Raw genomic sequence first — 7,015 nt, forward strand, 5'->3', positions numbered from 1 at the left:
CGAAACGGAAAAAAGGCGAGCATTTTCCCTCACCGGGCCGCCTCGGGGCAATGACAGATAGTCATCTGGAGGCGTTTTTCCAATGGATTGCGGTGGTTTCGACTGATGAAACCTTTCCGCTGTCCGTTTATTGACCGAAGCTGACGACGAGAAGTGCCACCTATCGAGCAATATCAAAACTTTTTGATATTGCTCTTGCGGGGATTTCGGCCCGTCACTAGACTGCTGGCCTTATGAATCTACCCGCGCCTTCCATTCAACATGACGATTGCGACGAACTGGCGGCCCTCTGCAAGGCCGGCGGCGACCCTCTGCGTCTGAATGTATTGCGCGCACTGACCAACGATTCGTTCGGTGTACTGGAACTGGCGCAGATCTTCGGCATCGGCCAATCCGGCATGAGTCATCACCTCAAGGTATTGGCCCAGGCCGGCCTGGTGGCGACCCGCCGTGAAGGCAATGCGATTTTCTACCGTCGCGCCCTGCCCCATACCGACCTGCTGGGCGGCAAGCTGCACACTGCACTGCTGGAAGAAGTGGACAACCTGACCCTGCCCGCCGATGTGCGGTCGCGAATCGCTCAGGTGCATGGGCAGCGAGCAGCGGCCAGCCAGGACTTTTTCTCGCGGGTCGCGGAGAAATTTCGCGCCCAGCAAGATTTGATCGCCGGCCTGCCGCAGTACCGCGAAAGCGTGCTGGCCTTGCTCGACAAGTTGAGTTTCGGCAAAGGCGCCACGGCTATTGAAGTCGGCCCCGGTGACGGCGAGTTTCTGCCGGAACTGGCGCGCCGCTTCACTGAAGTCACCGCGCTGGACAACAGCCCGGCAATGCTCGAACTGGCCCGCCAGGTTTGTGAACGTGAAAAGCTGGCTAACGTCAGCCTGCAATTGGCCGATGCATTGAACGGTGTAAGCCTTCAAGCCGATTGCGTTGTACTGAACATGGTATTGCACCATTTCGCCGCACCGGCCGAAGCACTAAAACACATGGCCGACTTGCTGCAAACGGGTGGAAGCCTGCTCGTGACAGAGTTATGTAGCCACAACCAGAGTTGGGCCAGGGAGGCCTGCGGTGATCTCTGGTTGGGGTTTGAACAGGACGATTTGGCCCGTTGGGCCACCGCTGCGGGACTCGTTCCCGGGGAAAGTCTCTATGTAGGCTTACGTAATGGTTTCCAGATCCAGGTTCGCCACTTTCAGCGACCGACTGGCGACACTCACCATCGGTAAATTCAGGAAACATCGAGATGAGCGAATACTCCCTCTTCACCTCCGAGTCCGTGTCTGAAGGACATCCGGACAAAATCGCCGACCAGATTTCCGATGCGGTGCTGGACGCCATCATTGCTGAAGACAAGTTCGCCCGTGTAGCGGTCGAGACCCTGGTAAAAACCGGCGTTGCAATCATCGCCGGCGAAGTGACCACCTCGGCCTGGGTCGATCTGGAAGAGATCGTGCGTAACGTCATTCTGGACATCGGCTACGACAGCTCCGATGTCGGCTTCGACGGCGCCACTTGCGGTGTGATGAACATCATCGGCAAGCAGTCCCCTGACATCAACCAGGGTGTTGACCGTGCCAAACCGGAAGATCAGGGTGCCGGCGACCAGGGCCTGATGTTCGGTTACGCCAGCAATGAAACCGACGTGCTGATGCCAGCACCGATCACGTTCTCGCACCAGCTTGTGCAACGGCAAGCCGAAGCCCGTAAATCCGGCCTGCTGCCTTGGCTGCGCCCGGACGCCAAGTCGCAAGTGACTTGCCGTTACGAAGGCGGCAAGGTTGTCGGTATCGATGCCGTTGTATTGTCGACCCAGCACAACCCTGACGTGTCGTACAAAGACCTGCGCGAAGGCGTGATGGAGCTGATCGTCAAGCACGTACTGCCTGCCGAACTGCTGAGCAAGGACACCCAGTTCCACATCAACCCGACTGGCCAGTTCATCATCGGCGGCCCGGTTGGCGACTGCGGTCTGACCGGCCGCAAGATCATCGTCGACAGCTACGGCGGCATGGCCCGTCACGGCGGCGGCGCGTTCTCCGGTAAAGATCCATCGAAGGTTGACCGTTCGGCCGCCTACGCGGGTCGTTACGTGGCCAAGAACATCGTTGCGGCCGGCCTGGCCGAGCGCTGCGAGATCCAGGTTTCCTACGCGATCGGTGTTGCCCAGCCTACGTCGATCTCGTTGAACACCTTCGGCACCGGCAAAATCAGCGACGACAAAATCGTCAAACTGGTTCGCGAAATATTCGACCTGCGTCCATACGCAATCACCACCATGCTCAACCTGCTGCACCCGATGTACCAGGAAACCGCGGCGTACGGCCACTTCGGCCGCACCCCGGCCACCAAGACCGTGGGCGATGACACTTTCACCACGTTCACCTGGGAAAAAACCGACCGCGCCGACGACCTGCGTCTGGCTGCTGGCTTGTAAGACTCCCCCGGCGGTACCCAAAGCCCTGCACGGTTCACCGTGCGGGGCTTTTTATTGCGTTATTGCGCGAAATCCAACAAATCGCAGCCTCGTTTCACTCGATAGCGCCTACAGGGATCTGTGTAGCAGATGCCGAGTGAAACGAGGCTGCGAGCTTTTGATCTCCTCGCCTCGAAACACACCGAAAAACATCGTCGCTGCCAACATCCGAATGCGGACTAACCTTGAAAGCACTCCACCTGAGCAAGGACGCTCAAGATGCTTCTACGCCTGCTGTCCGCTGTTTTTCTGACCTTGTTTTGCCTGAGCTCCAACGCAACCGGCTGCCCCGACTGGCCACCCACCCGCGCACTGGACGAAATTGGCGCCCTGCAAAAACAAATCGACTTGTGGGACGACCACTATCACCGGGGCGGACGCTCACTGGTGGCCGACGAAATCTACGATCAGTCCCGCGCGCAATTGATCGAATGGCGCGAGTGCTTTGACGTGGGTCTGGCGCCTGACCCCATGCGCACCGCCAGTGGCCAGACAGCTCACCCCATCGCCCACACAGGCCTGGATAAACTCCGTGATAGCCAGGCCGTGGAAAACTGGCTGCGCGAGCGCAAGGACCTCTGGATACAACCCAAGGTCGATGGTGTGGCCGTGACTTTGATCTATCGCGACGGCCTGCTGCACCAGGTCATCAGCCGTGGCGACGGAGTGACCGGACAGGACTGGACCAACTCGGCACGATTGGTCCCCGACATTCCTCGGCAGCTGGCAAAACCCTTGGATTTACTGGTGCAAGGCGAACTCTATTGGCATCTGACTGACCACGTACAAGCCAAGGCCGGAAGCCTCAATGCCCGCTCCACGGTGGCCGGCCTGATGGCCCGCAAGACCCTCCCCCCTGAACACGCCACCGGCATCAGGCTGTTTGTCTGGGACTGGCCTCAAGGCCCGGCAAATATGCCCGAACGTATCGCGACGCTGGATGAGCTGGGTTTCCCGAGCACGGCGCCCTACAGCCAACCGATCCAGACATTGGCCGATGCTCAACGCTGGCGCGATCACTGGTATCGCTCGCCCTTGCCGTTTGCCAGTGACGGTGTCGTCCTGCGCCAAAGTCAGCGCCCCTCGGCCGAACGCTGGCAGGCAAAATCACCCTACTGGGCCGTCGCCTGGAAATACCCCTTCGCTCAGGCACTGGCGCAGGTACGAACAGTCGACTTCAAGGTCGGTCGCACCGGTCGGATCACACCAGTGCTGAACCTGAAACCGGTGATGCTCGATGACCGGCAGATCAAGCGCGTGAGTGTCAGCTCGCTGCGGCGCTGGGAGGAACTGGACATCCGCCCCGGCGATCAGGTGTCCATCAGCCTCGCCGGACTGACCATTCCCAGGTTGGACAGGGTTGTACTTCGCAGCACCGATCGCCCTGAGTTGAATGTTCCGCTGGCAGCCGACTTCCATCTTTTGAGTTGTTGGAAGCCAACACCGGGGTGCGAAAGCCAATTCCTCGCGCGACTGACCTGGCTCAGTGGCAAGCAGGGGCTGGCCTTGCCTCATGTCGGCCCCGGTACTTGGGAGAAACTTTTAGAAACAGGCCGACTGAATGGCCTTCTGGATTGGTTGACCTTCGACGCTCAAGAGCTTGCTACCATTAACGGCTTCGGCGAACGCAGCAGTGCTCGTCTTTTAAACAGTTTCAACAGTGCTCGACAGCGACCTTTCAGTCGCTGGTTAAAAGCCTTGGGTTTACCTCCGACAGGGCAGGCGCAGCTTGCCGATTCATGGCAGGAGCTGGCGAACCGAAACACTGAACAATGGCAGGCTGAAGCCGGTATCGGCCCGGGACGTGCAGCGCAATTGAGCGCGTTTTTTCGCGACCCGCAGGTCCTGGCCTTGAGTGAAACATTGCGTGTCGCCGGAATTGACGGTTTCTAGGGACTGGCAATGCCCGGCGTCCCGGGAACCCCTAGGTGCCGATGCGCTCCAACGCCCATCGCCCATCGCCACACTGACCTGCTTGCTTTTGCACATGGAGCTTTTATGAAAATTCTTTCACCACTCGCCCTGCTGACCCTTTGCAGTGTGTTGGCCGCTCCGCTGATGGCGGATGAAGAAGCGCCGGGGCTGAGCGGTTGCGCTGCAAAAAAACAAGGCATCATCAATCAGATCGAACTGGCCAAGTCGCGCGACAACACCGACCAGTTAGCAGGCCTGGAAACCGCCCTGAGCGAAGTCACCACTCATTGCACCGATGCCTCACTGAAGAAAGAAAGGGAAAACAAAGTCCTCGACGCCAAGCATGAAGTCAGCAAGCGTCAGGCCGACCTCGACAGCGCCATGAAAAAAGGCGATCCCGAGAAGATCAACAAGCGCAAAGACAAACTCGCCCAGGCCCGCAAGGAGCTGCAGGATGCGCTCGACGAATTGGACAAGTAAGTCCCCGGCCGAGCATCTGAACTTTGCAGTGATCGTTCCCACGCTCTGCGTGGGCATGCAGCCCGTGACGCTCCGCGTCACTGGACGCGGAGCGTCCCTTGAGGCATTCCCACGCAGAGCATGGGAACGATCAACAAGCAAGAATCAATGATCCCGAAACTGTTTATGGCAAGCACTGCAGGCATCTTCGACTTTCTGCACCGCCGGCCCAAGGTTGCTGACCTTGTAAGGCTGAACCTGGCTGGCGATCACCAATTCACCGGTGGCGGCTTCAAGGTCGCGGGACATTTCCTGAAAACGTGCCTGTTGTTGCCAGACATTGTCCTTGGCACTGGTGTGATCTTCTTCGCGCACCTGTGGAAAATGTTTCCACGGTTCACGGGACAGCGCATCGAGTTTCACGGCGCCATCGGCGAATTTCTGGCCATCAAATGCAATGCGACCACGCAACATGCCGCCCAGGTCTTCGCCGGTATTGAGCATCTGCTTGAAGATCGCCTTGCGCTGACCCAGCGGCGAATTCGGGTCAACACCGCCGCAAGCGGACAGCATGAGGCACGCCAGCAATACAACAGAAAGTCTTTTGAAAGTCATGGTGGCTTCAGGTCACGGGAAACGGCGGCCAGTATCCTCGCGTCATCGACAAAGACCAATAGCCCTATTATCAATATGGGTTGTTTGAGCGCATGGAGCACTCAGGCGACCGACAGAGGAATTACTCCATGAACAGCCGTTTCAAGGCATGGCGTCACCACCTCGCGTGGACTCTTCCCATGGTGGCCGTACTCGCCGGCTGCACCGGCGGCGATAACAACAAGCCAAAAACCCACGCCCTGGCCACCTACTCCAGTGCCACTTGGGAAGCGCTGCCAACGGTGTCCGACAACGACCTGGTCGCCGGTTTCGGTTCGTGGCGCAGCGCCTGCAACCGACTCAAGGCCGACCCGGTCTGGGGCCCGACCTGCGCGGCTTCTGCCAACGTGCCGCAAACCGCCCCTGACATCCGCAATTTTCTGAAACAAAACCTGGATGTCTATGGCCTGCGCGCCGCCAATGACAACCCCAACGGCTTGATCACCGGTTATTACGAACCGGTCTACCCCGGCAGCCTGACCCAGACCGCGACGGCCAACATCCCGGTCTACGGCGTGCCCGAAGACATGATCATTGTCTCGCTCGACAGTGTCTATCCGGAACTCAAGGGCAAGCGCCTGCGCGGCCGGCTTGAAGGGCGGGTACTCAAGCCTTACGACGATGCGGCAACGATTGGAACCAAGGGTGTCAAGGCGCCGGTAGTTGCCTGGCTGACCGACCCGATGAACCTGCAATTCCTGCAAATCCAGGGTTCGGGGCGTATCCAGCTCGATGACGGTCGCCAACTGCGCATCGCTTACGCCGACCAGAACGGCCATCCGTATCGGCCTATCGGGCGCTGGCTGGTTGAGCAAGGCGAGCTGAAAAAAGAAGATGTCACCATGGGCGCGATCAGCACGTGGGCCAAGGCCAATCCGACGCGTATTCCCGAGCTGCTGGCCAGCAACCCTAGTTATGTGTTTTTCACCCGCAACCCGGACAGCAACGAAGGGCCTCGCGGTTCGCTGAATGTGCCGTTGACTGCGGGATATAGCGTGGCAGTGGACCGCAAGGTGATTCCGCTGGGTAGCCTGTTATGGCTGTCCACCACCAAACCGGACGGCACTGCACTGGTTCGCCCGGTGGCGGCTCAAGATACCGGCGGCGCGATTGCCGGCGAGGTCCGCGCGGATTTGTTCTGGGGCACAGGTGAAGCGGCCGGGCAGTTGGCCGGGGATATGAAGCAGCAAGGGCAGATCTGGATGTTGTGGCCTAAAGGAGCGGCGTTGCCGCAGGTGCCTCAGGTGGCTGATGCGGCGAAGACCAATCCTTGAGTCCTGTAGCGACTGACAGATAGCTTTCGCGAGCAGGCTCGCTCCCACAGGGGATCTTCGGTGAATACAACATGCGTGACCGAACACAGTCCAGTGTGGGAGCGAGCCTGCTCGCGAAGGGGCCGGTAAAACCAATGAAGCTCGAGGGTGTACTGAATTCTGTGTAAACGGCGTTGCTGTTAATCCTGCAAAAGCCTGTCTTCGAACTGGATACTGAACCTGTTCAAGGCCCCCGCCC

The 7,015-nt window shown here is 59.0% G+C and carries 6 protein-coding genes; 5 read left to right on the forward strand and 1 reads right to left on the reverse strand.

Features of this window, described 5'->3' with window-relative positions; translation table 11 throughout:
• The first annotated feature begins 233 nt into the window (after positions 1 to 233).
• The 4 genes from J2Y56_RS09470 to J2Y56_RS09485 all read left to right on the forward strand — a co-directional run bounded on the left by J2Y56_RS09470 (position 234) and on the right by J2Y56_RS09485 (position 4,870).
• Positions 234 to 1,229: a metalloregulator ArsR/SmtB family transcription factor gene (locus J2Y56_RS09470; RefSeq protein WP_150781340.1), complete on the forward strand. Its 996-nt coding sequence runs from the start codon at positions 234 to 236 to the stop codon at positions 1,227 to 1,229.
• Between the two features lie 17 nt (positions 1,230 to 1,246).
• Positions 1,247 to 2,437 (forward strand): methionine adenosyltransferase, encoded by a 1,191-nt coding sequence (gene metK / locus J2Y56_RS09475; RefSeq protein ID WP_007945439.1) that lies wholly within the window; start codon positions 1,247 to 1,249, stop codon positions 2,435 to 2,437.
• Between the two features lie 258 nt (positions 2,438 to 2,695).
• Positions 2,696 to 4,369, forward strand: coding sequence for an NAD-dependent DNA ligase LigB (gene ligB, locus J2Y56_RS09480; RefSeq protein ID WP_007945440.1), 1,674 nt, complete (start codon positions 2,696 to 2,698; stop codon positions 4,367 to 4,369).
• A gap of 105 nt (positions 4,370 to 4,474) precedes the next feature.
• Positions 4,475 to 4,870, forward strand: coding sequence for a DUF1090 domain-containing protein (locus J2Y56_RS09485; RefSeq protein ID WP_007945441.1), 396 nt, complete (start codon positions 4,475 to 4,477; stop codon positions 4,868 to 4,870).
• A 144-nt stretch (positions 4,871 to 5,014) separates the two neighbouring features.
• Here the strand turns inward: J2Y56_RS09485 and J2Y56_RS09490 are convergent, their stop codons facing one another.
• Positions 5,015 to 5,464 (reverse strand): cytochrome c, encoded by a 450-nt coding sequence (locus J2Y56_RS09490; protein ID WP_033049196.1) that lies wholly within the window; start codon positions 5,462 to 5,464, stop codon positions 5,015 to 5,017.
• A 128-nt stretch (positions 5,465 to 5,592) separates the two neighbouring features.
• Between J2Y56_RS09490 and J2Y56_RS09495 the strand changes: the two genes are divergently transcribed.
• A complete protein-coding gene (locus tag J2Y56_RS09495; RefSeq protein WP_310333488.1) occupies positions 5,593 to 6,777 on the forward strand; it encodes an MltA domain-containing protein in 1,185 nt (394 codons plus the stop codon).
• Positions 6,778 to 7,015: the final 238 nt, after the last annotated feature.

The organism is Pseudomonas sp. BE134 (assembly GCF_031456105.1).
Taxonomy (GTDB): domain Bacteria; phylum Pseudomonadota; class Gammaproteobacteria; order Pseudomonadales; family Pseudomonadaceae; genus Aquipseudomonas.